Genomic DNA, 16,661 nt, shown 5'->3' with positions numbered 1-16,661 from the left:
CGCCGGCACCGTATTACAGGAACATTGCGTGAACATGGCGTGCCTTCGAGCCCTGCCGGTGACGCCGCAACACCGCTGCGGCGCGGACCACCCGGCGCAAGGTTCGCGCAATCCGGGCACTCCAGCCTTGGCGCTCGTCCGCTTATCCCCAACCCCTGGAGTGCCCATGAAGTTGTTCGTCCCGCTGTTGTTCGTTGCCGCGCTGAGTGGCTGCACCACCGCCAAGATGACCGTCACCCCCGATGGACGCCGTGGCGTTTCCATCGACTGCAGCGGCTCCAGCTCCTGGAGTGGCTGCTACGAGAAGGCCGGGCAGATGTGCCCAAGCGGCTATGTGGTCTTCAGCAAGGATGGCGACGACGGCAATGCCATCGCCGTGGGCAACAAAAACGGGTTCACCTCCACCCAGATGGCCACCCGCTCGATGCTGGTGTCCTGCTCACACTGACGCGGGCAGGGGAGGTGGGTTGCACCTCCCCTTGGCGCGCTCTGCCGCGCAGCGTCAGAAGCTGTAGGCTGCCTGCACATACACCCGCCGCGGCTCACCCGGGAAATGCCCGTTGCGTTCGATGAAGCCGCTGGCCGCATATACCTTGTCGAACAGGTTCTTGACGTTGGCCTGGAACTGCCACTGCTTCCACGTGGTTTTCCAGCTCATGTCGAACACGGTATAGGCCTTCACCGCCTGCCCATCCAGGCTGACACGCTCGCCGACATGATCGGCGCCGAAGCCGATGGCAGAGTTGATCGATGGCAGGTCGTAGCGCGTCCACAGGCCGAGCTTGTTGCGTGGCGCATTTGCGAAGCGGTCGCCGGAGGCATTGGTGATGCCATTCGGTCCAGCATCCTTCACCCGTGCGTCGTTGTAGGCGTAGGTCAGGTTCACCACCCAGCGCTCGGTGATGTCGGCCAGCAGGTCCAGTTCCATGCCCGTACTGCGTACCAGGCCCAGCGCGGCCAGCTGGTTCACGCCGTTCCGTACTTCACCGGTGGCCTGCACGATGTTGCTTCGGTCGATGCGGTAGGCCGCCATGTTCAAGGTCACGCGGTCGGCCAGCAGGGATTTCATGCCGACTTCCCACTGCCTGCTGCGCTCGGCATCGAACGGTCCACCGGCCGCGGGGTTCTGGTTGGCGGCACTCTGCGGCACGAAACCGCTGGCGACGTTGGCATACAGGTTCAGGCCGTCCCGCACGGTAAAGGTGGTGCCCAGGCGCCAGCTGAGATCGTTGCCGTCCACGCTGCTGCCACCCATGCGGTCCTCATCCTTGAAGCCGTCCCAGCGCAGTCCGGCCAGCACGTGCCAGCGCGTGCCCAGTGCCAGCTCATCCTGCAGATAGCCGCCGTAGCGCTTGCTGCGGGTGGAGGTGCTGCGCCAGGGCAGCGTCGCCAGGTTGTAGTCGTGCCAGGTGCTTGCGCCATAGATCGGGTTGAACAGATCGATGCCGCGCACCGGGCCGGCGCCGCGTGCCAGGTCGGCGCTGTTGGCGGTCTGCGCGGTGAATTCGGCGTCGAGCTGATACACGTCGGCACCGAACAGCACCTTGTGTTCGATACGGCCGGTGTTGATCCGCCATATGGCATTGCCGCTGGCGGTGAAGGCCTCGTTGTCACGGATCTGGTTGCGCAGCTGGCGCGTCATCCACTCGGCCACGCCGTCACGGTCACGATCAATCAGCCCCATCGGCTCGTGGTACATCTGGTGCTCGTTGTTGCTGAACCAGCGCGCGGCAATGTCCACGTCCAGGTTGTCGCGCGGTGCGAAGCGGTACTGCGCCAGCGCCACCCTGGCGCGCATGTCGAGGAAATCACTGGCTTCGTTGTGGTTCCAGCGGCGGTCGGTCAGGAAGCTGCCGGCGTCGTTCACCGGCACGCCGCGCAGGCGGTTGCCGCCCAGGTTCTGGGTGATGTCGGTGAACTGCAGCACCAGTTCGCCGGTCTGGCCAACGTCGAAGGCCAGCGATGCATCGCCGATCACGCTTTCGCTGTCGGCATTCCAGCGCAGGCCCTGCTCGCCGTCGGCATACAGGCCGGCGCGATAGCGAATGCTGCCGGTGGCATTCACGGGGCCGATGCCTTCGATCGATCCGGCGCGGAAGTCCTTGTCGCCCACCTGGAACTCGATGCGGCGTTCGGCGGTGGCCTTGGGTTTGCGTGTCACGTAGTTGATGACACCGCCGGCATCACCACCGCCATACAGCGCACCGGCTGGCCCCTTCAGCACTTCCACGCGTTCGATGTTGAACAGCTGTGGCACCGAGAAGCCTGCATAGGGATCACCGCGCAGACCGTCGTACAGCACGTTCTCCTGGCGGAAACCGCGCAGGGTGACGCCGGCATAGCTGAAGAAACTGATGCCGCTGATGCTGCGGTACAGATCGGTGACCTGGCGCGCAGCCTGGTCGTCGATCAGCTCGCGCGGCACGACCTGGATCGACTGCGGTACCAGTTCCAGCGGGGTATCGGTGCGGGTGCCGACGGCCGCATCGCTGGCGCGGTACAGGGTCTGCGCGCGGCCGCGGACTTCGACCTTGTCCAGATCCTTCGGGGCGTCAGCGGGGGCCTCGGAAGACAGTGCAGGCGGAGCCAGGGAAAGGGACAGCGCCAAGCAGAGCGCGGGCTTCAGAGGGGGAGGAAGGGGCATGAGCGGTCACGGTCGGCTGCAAATGAGAAAGATTACCATTTGTAATACTTCGTGACCTATTCCCCGAATGCGCTATGGACGCAGGCCCGGGTCGGTATAGGGGGTTCCCGCCAAAGCCACCAGCACACCGGTGCCACCCCGCAGGATCAGCTGCAGCATGGCCTCGCGTGGATCGTCGCCCTGCCGCTGGCTGGCCAGCCCTTTCTCATAGGCGGCCACCATCGACGCGAGCAGCATGGCTGCGCCCAGGCGTGCCTCCGCGTCGTGCGCCGGTCGGCCGACGGCGTCTGCCATCAGCTGCGCCAGGTCGTCGGCCAGTTGCGCCTGCAGCCGTCGCGCGTGCGCCACCAGCACAGGGCTGTCGGCCACCGTTGACCAGAAGGCCGCCGCACCGGCATTGATCCGCAGCAGGGGATGGCCGCTGGCGAGCAGCTGCCGTACCAGCGATTGAAACGCGGCCAGCGGGGTCATGCCGCGGCGCGCCGTCATGCCCTCGCGGAGCAGGGTGCGGGCCTCCTCATCGCGGTCGAACACCAGGTCTTCCTTGCTGGCGAAGTAATTGAAGACCGTTTTGCGCGAGACCCCGGCTGCATCGGCGATCTCGGACATGGACACCGACTCGAAGCCACGACGGATGATCAGCTCGGTGGCGACGTCCGAAATGGTCTGTCGGGTCTCGGTCTTGCGCTGCTCGCGGCGGCCCGGTGGCGGGGTCATGGGTGGTTCACTTGTGGAAACGTACACCGAGTGTAACATTGGTGTCGCCAGAGTGCCGACCCGGTGCTCACAGGGAATCCTCATGCTGTACGACGTCGTCATTGCCGGGGCCGGCCCGGTGGGTCTGTTCCTGTCCTGCGAGCTGGCCCAGGCCGGCTGTTCGGTCATGGTGCTGGAGCAGGCAGCATCTCCCGAGACACCGTTGAAGCGCCTGCCCTTTGGCCTGCGCGGCTTGAACGCGCCCACCCTGGAGGCACTGGATCGACGCGGCCTGCTGGACGCGGTGGCCTCGCTCCAGGTGCTGAAGCCGGACAAGGGCGCACCGCCGCCGGGCACCGCCCATTGGCTGGCGCAACCGCGACCGCTGGGCGGTCACTTCGCCGGCATTCCTTTCGCCCTGGACAACGTGGACAGTGCACGCTGGCGCCATCGCCTGCCGACGCCGGTGCCCATCCAGATGGCGGTGGAACTGCAGGCGCTGGAAGCCGTGTTGGTCGAGCGTGCGATCGCACTGGGTGTGCGCATCGAGCGCGGCTGTGCGGTACAGGCGGTCCACCCCGGTGAAATGGAGGTGGCCGTCGAGACTGCGGGAGCAACGGTTCGAGGACGCTGGCTGGTGGGCTGCGACGGCGGCCGCAGCACCGTGCGCAAGCAGTGCGGTTTCAGCTTCGTCGGCACTGCCCCTGAATTCACCGGGCACTCGTTGTTGGTCGAGCTGGACGATCCGACGATGCTGACGCCAGGTCGGCAATACACCGATCAAGGCATGTGCAATTTCAATCCACCGGGCGTGGTGGCACTGGCCGACTTCGACGGTGGCGCGGGCCATCGCACGCCACTCGACCAGGAGGCCGCACAGGCGCTGTTGCGGCGCGTCTCTGGTCGCGACGTAGCGATCACCGCGCTGCAGCTGTCGAGCACCTGGACCGATGGCGCGCGTCAGGCGGAGACCTATCGCATCGGCCGCGTGATGCTGGCCGGGGATGCGGCGCATGTGCACTCGCCGCTGGGCGGCCAGGGACTCAATCTTGGCATCGGCGATGCGATGAATCTTGGCTGGAAACTGGCGGCGGTGGTGCGCGGTACCGCCGATGATGGACTGCTTGACAGCTACACGGCCGAGCGGCACCCGATCGGTGCGAAAGTGCTGGACTGGTCGCGTGCACAGGTTGCGTTGATGCGGCCGGGCGCCGGCTCGCGCGCATTGGCGGCGGTGATCGCCGAACTGGCCGACACCCCTGACGGTGCCACGTATCTGGCCGAGCGGGTCTGGGGCGTTGTGCAGCAGGTGGACCTGGGCGGCATCCATCCACTGGTCGGGCGCAGCACGCCCGACGTCCGGCTGGCCGATGGTCGTCGCGTGGGTGAAGCACTGCGGACGGGGCAGGGCGTGTTGCTGCAGTTCGGCCCGGCCGCTTCCTCGGGTGCCGTCACCGAAGGCTGGCGACGGTGCGTTGCCAGCGTAATGGCGGCCGAAGACAGTCCGTTGGGCCTGGCTGCAATGCTGGTGCGCCCGGATGGCATCGTCGCCTGGGCCTGCAATGCCGGTGACACCGAGGCCGGGCTGCGTGAAGCCCTGCAGCGATGGTTCGGTCCGGCGGCCGCGGGTTGACCCGGGTGACAGCGGCGCAGCCGACGCCGGCTGCGCCGATCCCGGTTACAGATCCTTCTTCTTGCCGCTCAGGTCGATCGGCTTGTCACTGCCCTTGCGCTCGCTCGACCACACTTCCATGCCCTTGTTGCAGCGGCTCTCGCGGGCAGCGACCTCGCGTGGCAGGTCCTTCAGCTGGGGCGACTCCTGGCAGGCCTGATGCATGTTGCTGTCGTCATAGGTGGCGCAGGCGCTGAGCGACGCCAGGGAGATGGCAATGAGAGTGGCGCGGAGTGGGAGCTGCAGGTCCATGGGGTGGTCTCGGGTGATGCCGGGATGGCCATGGAATTCAAATCCGCGACACCGGGCACGCACAATCGGACCAACTGCACTTGTTATTTTGTAACAGTTACGCGATAGTCCGGCCCTTGCCAGATCAGGCAATGCAGATCATCAGTACCGTGCACAGCACCAACATCAGCACGAACACGCGTCGGCTCAGTGCCAGGCAGGCCAGATAGGCTGCGAGCGCCCAGGCCGCCAGCAGCGCGCAGGCTGCCATCCATAGCCCGATGCCCATCATCGAACCGGCTGCCAACGCAGACAAGGCGATGGCCTTGAACAACGCCACGCCCAACACGCTGCCCAGCATGCCGGCCTGCAGGGCGATGGCATCATGGCGGGCAGGTGCGCGGTGGTGGTGCATTGCGGGTCCGGTGCGGGCCGAGAGCGCGGCGTCGGCTGCACTGTGCCGAAATGCACATCCACGAAATGTGTTCATCGCGCGCGAAGACCGCGATGAAGCCCGTTCAGTCGAACTCACCCTCGGCCGATTCCAGACGCTGCCGGTACGCTGCGCGATGCTGGTACAGGCGCTGGCATTCGGCCGACCTGTGGATGCGGCTGCCGGGTTCGTTGGCCACCGAGTCGCACATCCGCGCGATGTGGTTGTTCTCTGCCAGTTCGGTGACGAAGAACACGGCGGTGATGCCGGTGCCAAGCAGCACGACATACAGCAGGCGGCTGAGCCAGCGCGACAGTTTCCGCTCGAAGTGCTGCTGGATGGTCAGGTCGAAGCGGATGATGCTGAGCACGATCCAGACGATGGCGACCAGGAAGCAGAGCGTGGGCAGCAGGCCGCGCCACATTCCTGCTTCGTATACCGACTCGCTGTAATGGACCGCGGCCCCGGCGCCTGCGATGGCGATGGCCAGCGCCCAGTTGCGGCCCAGCGAGAGCAGGTCATCGAGCAGCTTTTCGCGGTTCCTGGTTGGTCCTGCTGCCACGGGGGTTCCTTCTGCCTGTTGCGACCGGCGACGGGCTGCCGCCGATCATGCAGATGGTGGAGCATCGCTTCAGCGATGAGAAGCCTGCCCGCTCAGTATCCGCCTGCGCGTGCACCGATCCAGCGCCGGTAGCGGCGGGTCCGGCATTTTCCGGCGGCCTGTGCCAACAGCAGCGCCCACACCGGTGAGACACCCGGCGCGGTGGGGCGGCGCCGGCTCAGCCGCCCCAGCTGGTACTTCACCGCTGCCATGTGTGCGCTGGCGGCCAACGGCTTGCTGCGCCAGTCGATGGTGCGCAGTGTCGGCACCGGATCGCGTCCCTGCTGCCAGTGTTGCGGCAGATCCGGCTCGATCGCCAGCGCGGTGGCGATGCCGACCATGGCCACACCGCTGTCCCGTACCTGCTCGGCCACGGCGCGACGGCGGATACCGCCGGTGACCATCAGCGGCATCGTCGCCACCGTGGCGATCTCACGCGCGAACTCCAGGAAGTAGGCCTCGCGGGCCAGGCTGCGTTGGTCACGCGCGGCACCGGTCATGGCCGGCGCTTCGTAGCTTCCACCGGACAGCTCGACCAGGTCCAGGCCGAGGGGCGCCAGCATTTCCACCACTTCGCGCGCATCCTCGGGCGAGAAGCCGCCGCGCTGGAAGTCGGCGGAGTTGAGCTTCACGGCCACCACAAACGTGGGTGACACGGTGGCGCGCACGCCCTGCACGATCTCCCGCAGCAGGCGTGCACGGTTGTGCAGGCTGCCACCCCAGCGGTCGTCGCGGCGGTTCGACAGGGGCGACAGGAACTGGCTGAGCAGGTAGCCGTGCGCGGCATGGATCTCCACGCCACTGAACCCGGCGCGCTCGGCCAGCTCGGCGCTGCGGATGAAGCGGGCGATCACCTCTTCGATGTCCGCCTCGGTCATCGCCCGCGGCGGTGCGAACTGCCTGGACAGCGCGCCCATCTCCAGGGCGACGGCTGACGGCGCGAGGGTGGGTTGGCCGAGCGCGGCCGGCATCTGCCGCCCGGGATGGTTGATCTGCATCCACATCTGCGCGCCCCGCGAGCGTACCGTTTCGGCCCAGGCGATGAAGCGGTCAAGGTGGCGATCGTCTTCCAGCACCACCCCGCCGGGACCGGTCATGGCGCGGCCATCGACCATCACGTTACCGGTGATGATCAACCCTGCGCCGCCGTCGGCCCAACGCTGGTACAGCTGCAGCAGCGCATCGGAAGGCGCGTGGTCGGCGTCGGCCATGTTTTCCTCCATCGCCGCCTTGGCGATGCGGTTGCGGATGACGGCACCGGAGGGCAGTGCCAGGGGCGAGAACAGCGACATCGGACAGCTCCAGGACAGGGGAATGGCGCTACGCTAACCTTCAAGTTTGATTGAAGGTCAACAGGCTCCGATGTCGAGGATTCATACAGATGAAGATCGGTGAGCTGGCCCGCCTCACGGGCCTCGCGGCGTCGCGCATCCGCTTCTATGAAGACGCGGGGCTGCTGGTGGTGCAGCGCCAGGCCAATGGCTACCGTGACTACCCGGAACAGGCAGTGCTGCTGCTGGAGCTGATCACGGGCGCGCAGCGTGCAGGCTTCAGCCTGGAAGAGATCCGCGCCCTGCTGCCGCCGGACATGGGCCAGTGGCAGCACGATGCGTTGATCACGATGCTGCAGCAGAAGGTGGCCGACATCGAGGCATTGCAGCTGCGGTTGGCAGAGAGCCGGGCGCACCTGCTGGCCCTGATCGAGGACATCCAGGCACGGCCGGACGGCATCGACTGTGCAGCCAATTCGCGGCGGGTGCTGGACCGCGTGAAGCGCGGCGAGCTGGCGCGGCCGACCCTTGCGGCCGGCGATACCGCGTTGCTGCGTCCGGATCGCCGCCGCCGCTTGGGCAGCGGCTGACGACCCGGCGCGGTTTCTTCAGTGGCTGCCGGCGACGGCAGTCTTGCGCTTCTTGTCCAGCGTCACTGCCACGCACCACAGCAGCAGGCCGCCGATCGCGGTGGCTGCACCGACATAGCCGGTACTGGCCGGGCTGAAGCCGGCGCTGATCGCCATGCCGCCCAGCCACGGGCCGAGCGCATTGGCGGTATTGAACGCGGCGTGGTTGGAGGCCGCTGCCAGCGTCTGCGCTTCACCGGCCACGTCCATCAGGCGGGTCTGCAGCACCGCCGCCAGCGCGCCCATGGTGCCGACGGTGATGATCATCGGGCCGATGGTCCACACCGACTGTGCCGCCAGCGGATACAGCAGCAGCATCACGATCGACCACGGCAGCACCACGGCGGCGGCCTTGAAGTGGAACTTGTCCACCAGCCAGCCGCCGGCGATGTTGCCGATGATCGCGCCGATGCCGAACACGCCCACCGCCAGCGGCATCCACGATTCGGCCACGCCGGTGACCTGCACCAGGGTCGGTGCCAGGTAGGTGAACACACAGAACATGCCGGCGAAGCCGACCGCACCGATCGCCAGCGCCAGCCACACCTGGGTGGTGTTGAAGGCGCGCAGCTCGCGCATCGGCGAGGTACGCACTTCATCCGGGTCCGGCAGCAGGAAGCGCGCGATCATCGCCACGGTGGCGATGGCCAGCACGCTGACCAGAGCAAAGGCGGTGCGCCAGCTCAGCTGCTGGCCCAGCCAGGTGGTCAGCGGGTTGCCGACCAGGATCGCGATCGACAGGCCCAGCAGCACGCGCGACATCGCCTGGCCGCGCTGGCCGGCGGGACTGATCGCCGCAGCCACCAGCATCGCCACGCCGAAGTAGGCGCCATGCGGCAGGCCGGCAACGAAGCGTGCCACCAGCATCGTGCCGTAGTTCGGCGCCAGCGCGCTGGCCAGGTTGCCAATGGCATAGAAGCCCATCAGCGCCAGCAGCAGCTTGCGGCGTGGGAAGCTGGCGCCGACGAAGGCGAGGATCGGGGCGCCGACCACCACGCCGATGGCGTAGGCGCTGATCAGATGGCCGACCTGGGTTTCGGAGATCGACAGGCCGCGGCTGATCTCCAGCATCAGGCCCATGCTGGCGAACTCGCTGGTACCGATGGCGAAGCCACCCAGCGACAGGGCGAGGATGATCAGGGTGCGCTGACGGGGCGTCAGCCGCGCAGCCAGGGAAGAGTTGGGGCTCATGCGGGGGCGCGATGGGGGCGGGGAGCCGGCCATTGTACTGCTGCACCGCAGCAGGGGCAGCCACGCTGGGGGTAAATCAGTGTTTGATCGGTGGTAATGCCGCCTCCGCTGCGGGAGGGGCCGCCGATCCGTGCCGCCGGTGTGCATGCGCAGACGACATGCCAGCGGGCATGATGGGGGGCCAGGGGACTGTGGCGTTGCTCAAACAAGGAGGCGGATCGATGCAGGAGTTCAGGCACGTGCTGGAGTCGCGCGGGCGCTATCAGCTGGTAGCGGTGTCCTACGCGCCGGTGTACGCTCCGGGCGATGTGGTCGGCCATGCGGTCGTCGCCGACGATGGGGATCGTCTGACCGACCTGATATCACTGGCCGAAGCGCGCCAACGCTTGTTGCAACTGGTGCGTGAGGAGGGCGAGGAGCCCGGGCTGGAGAATGAGAACCACCTGCGGAAGAAGGCGTCGCGCTGGCGCCACCGCTAGGCCGTCGCGCCGCGTGCGCATCATGGAGGATTCGGGTGTTGCCCAGTAAGAAGTATCTGCTCATCGCCATCATCACGCTGGCGACCCTGCTGCTTGGTTTCGTGTTTTCCGGTTACCTGACCCTGCTGTTCCTGGGGCTGGACACCCAGCTGTTCACCTGGAACACCTACTACCAGTACGTCCACGCCATCGGCCAGCCGCAGGTTGCGCCCTTCGTGGGCAAGATCAAATGGGCAGGCTACGTGGGCTTCGGCCTGCCCCTGCTGGTGCTGCTGGTGACCGGCCTGGTGCTGCTGATGAAGAAGGACAAGCGCTCGCTGCACGGCGACGCGCGCTTCGCCACCGGTGCCGACCTGGCCAAGCACGGCATGTTCAAGAAGACCGGCCAGAGCATCGTGGTCGGCAGCCATGGCGGCAAGCTGGTGCGCCTCGATGGCCAGCAGTTCGTGATCCTGGCCGCGCCGACCCGCTCGGGCAAGGGCGTGGGCGTGGTCATCCCGAACCTGCTGGAGTACGGCGAATCACTGGTGGTGCTGGACATCAAGCAGGAGAACTTCGACCTGACCAGCGGCTGGCGCGCCAGCCAGGGCCAGGAGATCTACCTGTTCAATCCCTTCGCCGAGGATCGGCGCACGCACCGCTGGAACCCGCTCAGCTACGTCTCCGACGATCCGGCCTTCCGCGTCTCGGACCTGATGAGCATCGCTGCGATGCTGTATCCGGACGGGGCCGAGGACCAGAAATTCTGGGTCAGCCAGGCACGCAACGCGTTCATGGCCTTCACCCTGTACCTGTTCGAGAACTGGGACGACGAGCGCAGCAGTGGCTTCCCGGGCGGCTCGGGCACGCCCACGCTGGGCGCGGTGTACCGGTTGTCCTCTGGTGACGGCACCGAACTGAAGAAGTACCTCAAGACCCTGTCGGAGCGATCGTTCCTCAGTGCCAACGCACGTTCGGCGTTCGCCAACATGCTGTCGCAGGCCGATGAGACCTTCGCCTCGATCCTGGGCACCTTCAAGGAGCCGCTGAACCCCTGGATCAATCCGGTGCTGGACAAGGCCACCAGCTGCAACGACTTCCTGCTGACCGACGTCCGCAAGAAGAAGATGACCATCTATATCGGCATCCAGCCGAACAAGCTGGCCGAGAGCCGGCTGATCATCAACCTGTTCTTCAGCCAGCTGATCAACCTCAACACCAAGGAACTGCCCAAGTCCAACCCGGACCTGAAGTACCAGTGCCTGCTGCTGATGGACGAATTCACCTCGATCGGCAAAGTGGAGATCATCGCCTCGGCGGTGTCCTACATGGCGGGCTATAACATCCGCCTGCTGCCGATCATCCAGAGCATGTCGCAGCTCGATGCCACCTACGGCCGGGAAGTCTCGCGCACGATCATCACCAACCACGCCCTGCAGATCCTGTACGCGCCGCGCGAACAGCAGGATGCCAACGACTACTCGGACATGCTGGGCTACACCACGGTGCGCAAGAAGAACGTCACCCATGCCCGCGAGAAGACCCACAACTTCACCGAGGAACGGCGCGCGCTGATGCTGCCGCAGGAGCTGAAGGCGATGGGGCCGGACATGGAGGTGTTCCTGTACGAGGGCATACCGCATCCGGTGAAGTGCGACAAGATCCGGTACTACAAGGACCGTTACTTCACTTCGAGACTGCTGCCGAAGGTGGACGTTCCGATGCTCAAAGTCTGAATTCACAGATGTAAAAATGTGAACTTCATTCGTATTCAGTAACGTGAATTGGTGAGCTTCGTCAAAAAAATAGCACGGAGAGATAGATTTTCAGGTTTTCCTGACATGGAATTGACGCGTGGTTGTGCGACCCTATGTTTGAGGTCCGGAAATATGTGCCGGGTGTCAAAGTTTCAGCAGTAGGGTGGCCAGGAGTTTGTGCCATGGAAACAAGGATGGTTTCGACGTTGGTAAGGGTGTGCAGGTGCGTGGCGGCTGAAGTCCGTCGCTCGGCCTGCAACCTGGTTGGCAGCCGCAAGGCTGCAGGGGAGCCGGGGCAGGTGTGCTGCAATCCAGCGCGTCTCCCCGTTTCCGGCGTGCGCCATGCAGCGCCGGACGACCAGGGATCCAACGCTCGGAACTGCTTTTTCGTACGTCAAAGTGAAGCCCGTATGAATCAGGCGTTTATCGCAAAAATGTCCATCGCCGCAGTGGCGGCGCTGATGGTGGCAGGTTGTGCCACCAAGTCCGCTCCCGATTTCGGAGGCCGTTGGAAGCCGGTCAACCGCTTTGCTGCGGCAACGACCGAAATCCCGCTGTACTCCAGCTACGTCTACCAGGCCTCGCCGATGGATGGCACGCTCAAAGCCATGCTCGAGCGCTGGGCCAAGGATTCCGGACGCACGCTGGACTACCGCCTCAGCTCGGACTTCACCCTGTTCGGCGCGGTCTCGAACATCGACACCACCAATGCACAGCAGGCCGTGATCGATCTGACCGCAGCCTATGCAGCGCAGGGCATCTCCGTCTCCATCGTTGGCAACCAGATCGTTGTGCAGAGCGCAGGCTCGACGCCGACCGCGTCGGCGCAGGGCGCTGAGTCCAGCAGCGGCACCTGAGTCCACCTCGAAATCATCGAACGTGCCGCTCCCCGCGCCTGTCGCAGGGGTGCCACGCCCATTGATGTTTCAGCAGTACGGAAGAATCCATGTTCCGCAAGAAGGATCCCGGCAATAGTCCCAAGGTCGAGCAGTCGGTCGCCAAGGCGGTCAGCTACGAGATCACCGTGGCCGACATGGCACGCCGCAGCGAGCGACGTGCGTGGTGGGTTGCCACAGGCTCATTGCTGATGTCGCTCGCCCTCGCGGGCGGCTACTACTACATGCTGCCGCTGAAGGAGAAGGTGCCGTTCCTGGTGATGGCCGATGCCTACACCGGCACCGCGACCGTCGCGCGCCTGAGTGGCACCTTCCAGGGCGAGACGATCACCACCAACGAAGCGATCAATCGCAGCAATGTCGCCCAGTACGTGCTCGCGCGCGAATCGTACGACTCGGCGGTGATGGGCCTGCGCGACTGGGAACTGGTGTTCGTGATGTCCACCGATCCGGTGGCGCAGTCCATGCGCGTGCGCTATGCCGGCAACAACCCGCAGAACCCGTTCGTGATGTATGGCCGCGAGCGCGCCATCCGGGTCAAGATCCTCAGCATCACGCCGCTGGGCGCCGAGCCGAACGGCAGCTTCCGCGGCGCTTCGGTGCGCATCCAGCGCAGCCTGCTGGACAAGCGCACTGGCGTCGCCACCTACCTGGACAACCAGCTGGTGACGATGCGCTTCGGCTACAACCAGAACCTGGCGCTGTCCGAACAGGATCGCATCCTCAACCCGCTGGCGTTCCAGGTCACCGAGTACCGCGTCGACAACGACTACTCGCGTGGCGTGCCAGTGCCGGATGACGGCGCCATGCAGGCGCAGGCGCAGCAGGCCGCGCAGCAGGCGCAGGGCGTCTACGATCCGAACAATCCGGCCGCGGCCACGATGATCGATCCGGCTACCGGCCAGCCGGTCGCGGTTCCGGCCAACGGCCAGGTGCCGGGCCAGCCGATGCAGGGTCAGCCCGTACAGGGGCAACCCATGCCGGGTCAGCCGGTGCAGGGGCAAGCAATGCCGGGGCAGGTCATGCCCGGACAGCCGGCCATGAGGCCGGCGCAGAACAATTCCACCGGAACTGCTGATGGAGCAAGCAACCGATGAGTAGTCGAAATATCAGGGGAAGCGCACTGGCGCTGCTGTCGATGTTGTCGTTGCTGTTCTCAGCAGCGGCAATGGCGCAGGCGGTTGACCATTACGAGTACGAGAAGGACCGTATCTATCCGGTTCGCACCGGCCTGGGTCTGACCACCCAGATCGAGTTGAGCCCGAACGAGAAGATCCTCGACTACAGCACCGGCTTCAGCAGCGGCTGGGAACTGACCCGCCGCGAGAACGTGTTCTACATCAAGCCGAAGAACGTCGACGTCGACACCAACATGATGGTGCGCACCGAGACCCATTCCTACATCTTCGAGCTGAAAGTGGTGGCCACCGACTGGCGCCAGCTGGAACAGGCCCGTCGTGCAGGCGTGCAGTACAAGATCGCCTTCGTCTATCCGAACGACACCGTGTTCGGCGTCGCCCAGGAGGCGGTCGAGGAAGAGGCCAAGCCGTTGTTGAGCTCTGAACTGGCCAAGGACCGCCAGTACAACTTCAACTACTCCTATTCGACCAGCAAGGCGAAGAAGATGGGGTGGCTGATCCCGGTCAACGCCTATGACGATGGTCGTTTCACCTACCTGAAACTGCCGAATTCGCCGGAGTACAAGACCGGCATCTTCCCGGCGGTGTTCGGTCGCGAAACGGAATACGGTGAAGACTTCGTGGTCAACACCACGGTTGAAGGCAATACGCTGATCGTGCACGGGACGCACCCGTACCTGGTCATCCGCCACGGCGACTTCGTCGTCGGCCTGCGAAGGAACGTGAAGAAATGAGCCAGCAGAACACTCCCGGAAACGACCCGAACAACGGACGCGACGAGAGCCAGAGCCCGTACGGCGCACAGGGTGCCCCGGACGCGCAGTCGAACCCGTACTTCGGCACGACCCAGGCCGAGCCTGCGCCGGATCTGGATGCGGCCGCACCGCAGCTGCGCTCGGCCGAAGAGCAGCGGCTGAACCGCAAGGCGCTGATGTTCCTCGGTGGCATCGTGCTGCTGCTGGTGGCCATGGGCTTCCTGCTGTTCCGCAAGGGCCAGGAGGGCGATGACGCCGCGCAGAAGGTGCCGGATGTCGCACGTGCCAGCACGCCGACACTGCCGGACGTTGCGCCGCCTCCGCAGGCGCCGCCGACTGCCGCCGAACCGATTCCGATGCTTCCGCCGATGTCGCAGGACGAAGGTCCGAAGCTGGTGCCCATCGCGTCCCGGCCGGAAGCCATGGAACCCCGTGGGCCGACGCTGGTCGAGCGCCGGATGGCCGGCGTGGATGATGCCGCGCTTGCGGCAGGCAATCGCGCGCAACCGCAGCGCAGTGCGATCGACGAGCAGACCCGCCAGGCGCTGCTTGCGAACATGATGCCCAACCAGCAGGGGCAGCAGAAGATCCGCCGTGGGCCGGACGTGGAAGACGTCTCCAGTGCCACCTACATCCAGAGCCCCGATGCGCTGCTGGTGCGTGGCACCTACCTGCGTTGCGTGCTGGAAACCCGCATCATCACCGATCTCGCCGGCTATACCTCGTGCCTGCTGACCGAGCCGGTGTACTCGATCAATGGTCGCAACCTGCTGCTGCCGAAGGGCTCCAAGATCTATGGCGCTTACGGCGGCGGTCCGATGGGCAAGCGCGTGGAAGTGATCTGGGATCGCATCACCACTCCCAATGGCATCGACGTTGCGATGTCCAGCCCGGGCGTGGATCAGCTGGGTGGCGCCGGTCATCCGGGCCAGTACAGCGCGCACTGGGGCAGTCGTATCGCCTCGGCGCTGATGATCAGCCTGATTTCCGATGCCTTCAAGTACGCAGCCGCCGAACACGGTCCGGAGACGACCACCATCGCCAACAACGGCATGACGGTGCAGTCGCCCTATGAGAGTGCTACCGCACGCACGATGGAGCGCCTGGCCAACGAGGCACTCAGCAGCAACCGCCGTCCGCCGACCGTCACCATCAACCAGGGCACGATCGTGAACGTCTACGTTGCCAAGGACGTCGACTTCACCAACGTGCTCCACCCCCGCCGGTAACCCAACGAACGATCATGGACGCCGAAGTGTCACCCCTCGCCCTCGTCTCCAGCGATTTCCTGCGCTATCAGTACGAAGTGCTGGGCATCGCCGAGTACATGACGTCCCCGGAAGTGACGGAAATCTGCATCAATCGTCCCGGTGAGCTGTACCTGGAAACCCGGGCGGGGTGGCAGCGGGTAGACGTGCCGAGCCTGACCTTCGAGCGGGCCCGGCAGTTCTGCACGGCGGTGGTGAACGAGAGCAACACCGGCCAGCGCATCACCGATGCCGATCCGGTCGTGTCGCTCACGTTCCCCACCGGCCAGCGTGCGCAGTTCGTGATTCCGCCCGCATGTGACGCTGGCAAGGTGTCGATCACCATCCGTCTGCCGTCCAAGCACACCAAGTCGCTCAGCCAGTATCACGAAGACGGCTTCTTCAATCAGATCCTGGAAAGCGATGGCAGCATCAGCGAGCAGGATCGCGAACTGCTGGAGCTGCGCCATTCGCGCGAGTACGCCGAGTTCTTCCGGCGTGCGGTGATGTACCGCAAGAACATCGTGGTATCCGGTGCGACCGGTAGCGGCAAGACCACCTTCATGAAAGCGCTGGTCAATCATATCCCGGACAGCGAGCGCCTGGTCACGATCGAGGACGCGCGCGAACTGTTTCTGACCCAACCCAATGTCGTGCACCTGCTGTATTCCAAGGGTGGACAAAGCACCAGCAATGTCAGCGCCAAGAGCTGCATGGAAGCGTGCCTGCGCATGAAGCCCGAACGCATCATCCTGGCAGAGCTGCGAGGTGATGAAGCGTTCTACTTCATCCGCAACTGCGCATCGGGCCACCCGGGTTCGATCACCAGTTGCCACGCGGGCAGCCCGGAGCAGACCTGGGACCAGCTGGCATTGATGGTGAAGGCCTCGACCGAAGGTTCGGGCCTCGAATTCAACGTGATCAAGCGACTGTTGATGATGACCATCGACATCGTCGTGCATATCAAGGCGCATGCCGGTTCGCGCTACATCACCGGCATCGACTTCAATCCTGGGCGTGCCCAGGGGCAGGAGGGCTGAA

General features: G+C 65.2%; 17 protein-coding genes. 10 read left to right on the top strand and 7 right to left on the bottom strand.

Annotated features, from left to right (window positions below; all coding sequences use genetic code 11):
* Positions 1-166 precede the first annotated feature (166 nt).
* On the top strand, positions 167-448 hold the full coding sequence (locus DFO63_RS03780) for a hypothetical protein (RefSeq protein ID WP_049444324.1): 282 nt from the start codon (positions 167-169) through the stop codon (positions 446-448).
* Between the two features lie 54 nt (positions 449-502).
* Here the strand turns inward: DFO63_RS03780 and DFO63_RS03775 are convergent, their stop codons facing one another.
* Complete coding sequence (locus DFO63_RS03775) at positions 503-2,644, bottom strand: TonB-dependent receptor (RefSeq protein WP_119006464.1); 2,142 nt, start codon at positions 2,642-2,644, stop codon at positions 503-505.
* Positions 2,645-2,716: 72 nt separating this feature from the next.
* On the bottom strand, positions 2,717-3,361 hold the full coding sequence (locus DFO63_RS03770; protein ID WP_119006463.1) for a TetR/AcrR family transcriptional regulator: 645 nt from the start codon (positions 3,359-3,361) through the stop codon (positions 2,717-2,719).
* An 82-nt stretch (positions 3,362-3,443) separates the two neighbouring features.
* Here DFO63_RS03770 and DFO63_RS03765 point away from each other — a divergent pair, with 82 nt between their 5' ends.
* Entirely contained in the window at positions 3,444-4,973 is a 1,530-nt protein-coding gene (locus DFO63_RS03765) for an FAD-dependent monooxygenase (protein ID WP_049444318.1), read from the top strand.
* A gap of 45 nt (positions 4,974-5,018) precedes the next feature.
* Here DFO63_RS03765 and DFO63_RS03760 read toward each other — a convergent pair whose 3' ends face one another.
* The 4 genes from DFO63_RS03760 to DFO63_RS03745 form a co-directional block, all read right to left on the bottom strand.
* A complete protein-coding gene (locus DFO63_RS03760) occupies positions 5,019-5,264 on the bottom strand; it encodes a hypothetical protein (protein WP_119006462.1) in 246 nt (81 codons plus the stop codon).
* Between the two features lie 124 nt (positions 5,265-5,388).
* Entirely contained in the window at positions 5,389-5,658 is a 270-nt protein-coding gene (locus tag DFO63_RS03755) for a hypothetical protein (protein WP_119006461.1), read from the bottom strand.
* A gap of 103 nt (positions 5,659-5,761) precedes the next feature.
* The gene (locus DFO63_RS03750; protein ID WP_049444314.1) at positions 5,762-6,238 is read right to left on the bottom strand and encodes a hypothetical protein; all 477 of its coding nucleotides are present in this window, start codon (positions 6,236-6,238) and stop codon (positions 5,762-5,764) included.
* Positions 6,239-6,330: 92 nt separating this feature from the next.
* Positions 6,331-7,569, bottom strand: coding sequence for an NADH:flavin oxidoreductase/NADH oxidase family protein (locus DFO63_RS03745; RefSeq protein ID WP_119006460.1), 1,239 nt, complete (start codon positions 7,567-7,569; stop codon positions 6,331-6,333).
* 89 nt (positions 7,570-7,658) lie between these two features.
* On the opposite strand from DFO63_RS03745, the gene DFO63_RS03740 reads away from it, so the two are divergent.
* The gene (locus tag DFO63_RS03740; RefSeq protein WP_049444310.1) at positions 7,659-8,138 is read left to right on the top strand and encodes a MerR family transcriptional regulator; all 480 of its coding nucleotides are present in this window, start codon (positions 7,659-7,661) and stop codon (positions 8,136-8,138) included.
* An 18-nt stretch (positions 8,139-8,156) separates the two neighbouring features.
* On the opposite strand, the gene DFO63_RS03735 is transcribed toward DFO63_RS03740, so the two are convergent.
* Positions 8,157-9,368 carry an MFS transporter gene (locus tag DFO63_RS03735; protein ID WP_119006459.1) on the bottom strand — a complete coding sequence of 404 codons (1,212 nt, stop codon included), beginning with the start codon at positions 9,366-9,368 and terminating at the stop codon, positions 8,157-8,159.
* A 221-nt stretch (positions 9,369-9,589) separates the two neighbouring features.
* Here DFO63_RS03735 and DFO63_RS03730 point away from each other — a divergent pair, with 221 nt between their 5' ends.
* The 7 genes from DFO63_RS03730 (at position 9,590) to virB11 (ending at position 16,660) form a co-directional block, all read left to right on the top strand.
* Entirely contained in the window at positions 9,590-9,847 is a 258-nt protein-coding gene (locus DFO63_RS03730) for a hypothetical protein (protein ID WP_049444463.1), read from the top strand.
* Between the two features lie 35 nt (positions 9,848-9,882).
* On the top strand, positions 9,883-11,562 hold the full coding sequence (locus tag DFO63_RS03725; RefSeq protein ID WP_101765726.1) for a type IV secretory system conjugative DNA transfer family protein: 1,680 nt from the start codon (positions 9,883-9,885) through the stop codon (positions 11,560-11,562).
* 431 nt (positions 11,563-11,993) lie between these two features.
* On the top strand, positions 11,994-12,440 hold the full coding sequence (locus DFO63_RS03720; protein ID WP_042358796.1) for a hypothetical protein: 447 nt from the start codon (positions 11,994-11,996) through the stop codon (positions 12,438-12,440).
* A gap of 89 nt (positions 12,441-12,529) precedes the next feature.
* Positions 12,530-13,576, top strand: a complete 1,047-nt coding sequence (locus tag DFO63_RS03715; protein WP_101765725.1) for a type IV secretion system protein — start codon at positions 12,530-12,532, stop codon at positions 13,574-13,576.
* Positions 13,573-14,352, top strand: a complete 780-nt coding sequence (locus tag DFO63_RS03710) for a TrbG/VirB9 family P-type conjugative transfer protein (RefSeq protein ID WP_101765724.1) — start codon at positions 13,573-13,575, stop codon at positions 14,350-14,352. Before DFO63_RS03715 ends, DFO63_RS03710 begins: the two co-directional genes overlap by 4 nt.
* Positions 14,349-15,602: a TrbI/VirB10 family protein gene (locus tag DFO63_RS03705; RefSeq protein WP_101765723.1), complete on the top strand. Its 1,254-nt coding sequence runs from the start codon at positions 14,349-14,351 to the stop codon at positions 15,600-15,602. The genes DFO63_RS03710 and DFO63_RS03705 overlap by 4 nt, the downstream gene beginning before the upstream one ends.
* A 14-nt stretch (positions 15,603-15,616) precedes the next feature.
* Positions 15,617-16,660, top strand: coding sequence for a P-type DNA transfer ATPase VirB11 (gene virB11 / locus DFO63_RS03700; protein ID WP_049444303.1), 1,044 nt, complete (start codon positions 15,617-15,619; stop codon positions 16,658-16,660).
* The last annotated feature ends 1 nt before the right edge of the window (position 16,661 follow it).

Origin of the sequence: Stenotrophomonas sp. AG209, assembly GCF_003550055.1 — a bacterium.
Classification (GTDB): Bacteria; Pseudomonadota; Gammaproteobacteria; order Xanthomonadales; family Xanthomonadaceae; genus Stenotrophomonas.
The sequence above is the reverse complement of the archived record's forward strand: the minus strand, read 5'-3'. Positions and strand labels throughout refer to the sequence as shown.

Bases quoted from the DNA above. Each gene is read 5' to 3' on its own strand.
- virB11 (WP_049444303.1), top strand. From the start codon at position 15,617: ATGGACGCCGAAGTGTCACCCCTCGCCCTCGTCTCCAGCGATTTCCTG.
- DFO63_RS03715 (WP_101765725.1), top strand. From the start codon at position 12,530: ATGTTCCGCAAGAAGGATCCCGGCAATAGTCCCAAGGTCGAGCAGTCG.
- DFO63_RS03775 (WP_119006464.1), bottom strand. From the start codon at position 2,644: ATGCCCCTTCCTCCCCCTCTGAAGCCCGCGCTCTGCTTGGCGCTGTCC.
- DFO63_RS03740 (WP_049444310.1), top strand. From the start codon at position 7,659: ATGAAGATCGGTGAGCTGGCCCGCCTCACGGGCCTCGCGGCGTCGCGC.
- DFO63_RS03780 (WP_049444324.1), top strand. From the start codon at position 167: ATGAAGTTGTTCGTCCCGCTGTTGTTCGTTGCCGCGCTGAGTGGCTGC.
- DFO63_RS03710 (WP_101765724.1), top strand. From the start codon at position 13,573: ATGAGTAGTCGAAATATCAGGGGAAGCGCACTGGCGCTGCTGTCGATG.
- DFO63_RS03735 (WP_119006459.1), bottom strand. From the start codon at position 9,368: ATGAGCCCCAACTCTTCCCTGGCTGCGCGGCTGACGCCCCGTCAGCGC.
- DFO63_RS03730 (WP_049444463.1), top strand. From the start codon at position 9,590: ATGCAGGAGTTCAGGCACGTGCTGGAGTCGCGCGGGCGCTATCAGCTG.
- DFO63_RS03705 (WP_101765723.1), top strand. From the start codon at position 14,349: ATGAGCCAGCAGAACACTCCCGGAAACGACCCGAACAACGGACGCGAC.
- DFO63_RS03745 (WP_119006460.1), bottom strand. From the start codon at position 7,569: ATGTCGCTGTTCTCGCCCCTGGCACTGCCCTCCGGTGCCGTCATCCGC.
- DFO63_RS03760 (WP_119006462.1), bottom strand. From the start codon at position 5,264: ATGGACCTGCAGCTCCCACTCCGCGCCACTCTCATTGCCATCTCCCTG.
- DFO63_RS03770 (WP_119006463.1), bottom strand. From the start codon at position 3,361: ATGACCCCGCCACCGGGCCGCCGCGAGCAGCGCAAGACCGAGACCCGA.
- DFO63_RS03720 (WP_042358796.1), top strand. From the start codon at position 11,994: ATGAATCAGGCGTTTATCGCAAAAATGTCCATCGCCGCAGTGGCGGCG.
- DFO63_RS03755 (WP_119006461.1), bottom strand. From the start codon at position 5,658: ATGCACCACCACCGCGCACCTGCCCGCCATGATGCCATCGCCCTGCAG.
- DFO63_RS03765 (WP_049444318.1), top strand. From the start codon at position 3,444: ATGCTGTACGACGTCGTCATTGCCGGGGCCGGCCCGGTGGGTCTGTTC.